General features: G+C 38.9%; 2 protein-coding genes. Both read right to left on the bottom strand.

Going from position 1 to position 3,041, the window contains the following annotated elements:
- Nucleotides 1-534 precede the first annotated feature (534 nt).
- The gene (locus F6K13_RS25890; RefSeq protein WP_124147052.1) at nt 535-1,008 is read right to left on the bottom strand and encodes a pentapeptide repeat-containing protein; all 474 of its coding nucleotides are present in this window, start codon (nt 1,006-1,008) and stop codon (nt 535-537) included.
- A gap of 185 nt (nt 1,009-1,193) precedes the next feature.
- A partial coding sequence (locus tag F6K13_RS25885) for an efflux RND transporter permease subunit (RefSeq protein ID WP_287288835.1) occupies nt 1,194-3,041 on the bottom strand: 1,848 nt, incomplete at its 5' end.

The raw sequence follows: 3,041 nt of genomic DNA, 5'->3' as shown, positions 1-3,041 counted from the left end.
TGTAACCCACCCCCATCCCCTCCCGGGAGGGGATGGGGGTGGGTGCAGCAGCCTGTGAGATGCCAACCCGCCGAGGAGCCACGGCTCGGTAGGAATCCCCGTGCCTTTAGGCCGGGGAGGATGTCAAAAGGGTTTGATTGGGAATACTAGAAACCCACGTCGAATGGCATGGGATATTTTTAGTAATATCAAATCCGTTTAATTAGGTATAAAAATATTGTCCATCTTCACCATTAGGAAATCTTGATATAGCGTTTCTCAGACTACTGAGGTACTGGTGTTTTTCTTCTTTTCTCTCTTGGTGCGCGCCTCCTTGCGACTGTCGTTGTTGCGGGGTCGCACCGCTATTCTCTGTTTCCCGAATTACTACTCCCTACTCCCCCACAACAAACGAATTTTGACCTCACCAGCATGGGAATTGCTATAACTGTTTTTCCTCTTGACTCCTGAGGACTGACTCCTATCTTCAAAAGATTTTATACCGATGCTACCGGATTTGATATAACCTCAAATTTGATACTTTTTAATAAAAATCTAATGGCTTCCTGCCCAAGTCACCCACTTGCGAGAAACACCTAAATGAGAGCTAGCTGCACTTAATTCTGCTTGATTAACATTTGCTGCGGTCAAATCTGCGCCACTCATTTCTACTTCATTCAGGTTTGCTCCAATTAAGTCTGCACCAGTAAGGTTAGTACTACGCAGATCTGCTCGATTCAGATTAGCTCGTGCTAGGTTTGCTCCTGTCAAGTCAGCACCGATTAGATTAACATCACTTAAATTCGCGCTACGCAAGTCTGCATAACTAAGATCGGCACCAGATAAATTTGCTTGACTTAACTCAGCTCCACTTAGTTTTGCCCGACTTAAGTCAATCCCACTTAAATCAGCTTGATTTAGATTAATCATAGTCAGTTTTACCCCACGCAGATTTGCATTACTGAGACAAACTCCTCGAAAATAACGTTTTCCTATAGAGTAGCGACTCAGGAATTTTTGAGCATCCATATTTTTCAACTCCGTTTGAGAAAATTAGTTTTTTAAAGATTGTTTATTTTTTCATGGTGGCAGAAACATCAAAAAATGTAGCTAAAACTACACAAAAGTTTAAAATTTTATAAATTTGTATGAAGCTCAATTGATATCATGAAGGGAGGAGTTAGGGGTGGGTTGACTCCTGACTCCTCCGTCATTTATTTATAACTATTCAACCGGACATAATATAATTTCAATCTCCACCAATCTTCTAATAAAGTGTACAAAACAGGAACTACAATTAAACTCAACAAAGTAGAAGTAATTAACCCTCCAATAATTGCCACAGCTAAGGGTTGTCGTAATTCTGCTCCTGCTCCTAATCCCAAGGCGATCGGCAACATTCCTAAAACTGTCGAACTTGTTGTCATTAAAATGGGTCGCAGTCGCACCAACCCAGTTTGCAAAATAGCTTGTCTGCGCTCTAACCCTGACTGACGCAGTTGATTAATATAATCCATCAATAACAAAGCATTTTTATCCAGTAAACCGAGGAGAAAAATTAGACCGAGTAGGGAAATAACGCCAAAATCACTCTGAGTAAATAATAATCCTAACATTGCCCCCACAATAGACAAAGGCAAACACAAACCTACTACCAAGGGTTCTAAAAATCTACCAAAAAGTAATACTAAGACTGTCAACATACATACAACAGAGAAACCTAAAGTTACAAAAAAACTACCAAATACTTCCCCTACTCTCAAAGAATCTCCACCTAAATCTAACTTGACACCAGGAGGTAAAATTGGTTGAGATATTTCTAGTGCTAAATCTATAGCATTCCCTAATCCTAAACCCTCAGAGAGATTAGCTGTAATATAGATAACCTGCTTTTGACTGCGATGAGTTATTTCCATGGGGTTATCGAAATTATTATACTGAGGCGCAATAGTTAAATCGACAAATCCTGGTAATTTGGCAATTTGAGTTTGAATTTTTTGAGCTGTATTGTAGATAATTTCTCGATTATCTCCTAATAACATTACCTCAAAAGGTTTTCCGGCACCAGTCTCAACAAATGGAATATCCTCCACACTAACACTAATATTTTTTAACTCAGATAAAGCTTTACGAGTTTGCTTTTGTATTTGGGCAGTAGTGAGCGATCGCTCTTTTTTGAGTTTTACATATATTTTACCACGATTTGGTTCGCCTTGGAAACCTGCAATACTAAAAACTGATTCTACTTCTGGGGAGGATAAAACAATTTCCTCGATATTTTGCGCTACTCTACGAGATTTTCTTAATAAGATCCTAGTGGGAGATTGAGTTAGACCGCTAATCCAATTAAATGCTCCTTCAGGAAAAATTGAGTTATTGGCAGGTGCTTGATTTGCTTGGGGTGGAGGAAAATTTTCAGTATTTTTCGCAAAATTAGGTAGAGGGTAAGTGTAGGTAATATTAAATTCTCCTCGGTCTAGTTGGGGTACTAAACCTTTAGGGATTAGAGGAATCATTGCCATACCAAGGATGAAACTGAGTAAAGCTATTGCTATGACAACTTTTCGATGGTCTAGGGACCAGTTAAGTAATTTTTGGTATTGATGGGATAAAGTGTTCTCCCACTTTTGTGTTTGATTTAATAAATTATCTTGTTTCAAATAACTTTTGACTTCATTATTATTTTCTTCTAACTCTTGACTTCTGACTTCATCATAATTTCCTTCTGACTTCTGACTTCTAATTGGTGTTTGATTTAATAAACCATCTTGTGTCAGATAACTTTTAACTTCATTATTATTTCCTTCTGCCTTCTGCCTTCTGCCTTCTGACTTCTGACTTCTGACTTCTGACTTCTGACTTCTGACTTCATTTAACCACCACACTGCTAATACTGGGGATAAAGTGCGGGCGACTAATAAAGAAATTAATACTGCGGCGGAAACTGTTAAACCAAAGGGTTGAAAAAATTGACCAAGGGTATCTCCCATAAAAGCGACTGGGAGAAATACTGCGGCAATAGTGCAGGTAGAAGCAACAACTGTTAACCCTATTTCATCAGA

It is taken from the genome of Okeania sp. SIO2B9, assembly GCF_010672505.1.
Taxonomy (GTDB): domain Bacteria; phylum Cyanobacteriota; class Cyanobacteriia; order Cyanobacteriales; family Microcoleaceae; genus Okeania; species Okeania hirsuta.
The sequence above is the reverse complement of the archived record's forward strand: the minus strand, read 5'-3'. Positions and strand labels throughout refer to the sequence as shown.

Bases quoted from the DNA above. Each gene is read 5' to 3' on its own strand.
- F6K13_RS25890 (WP_124147052.1), bottom strand. From the start codon at position 1,008: ATGGATGCTCAAAAATTCCTGAGTCGCTACTCTATAGGAAAACGTTAT.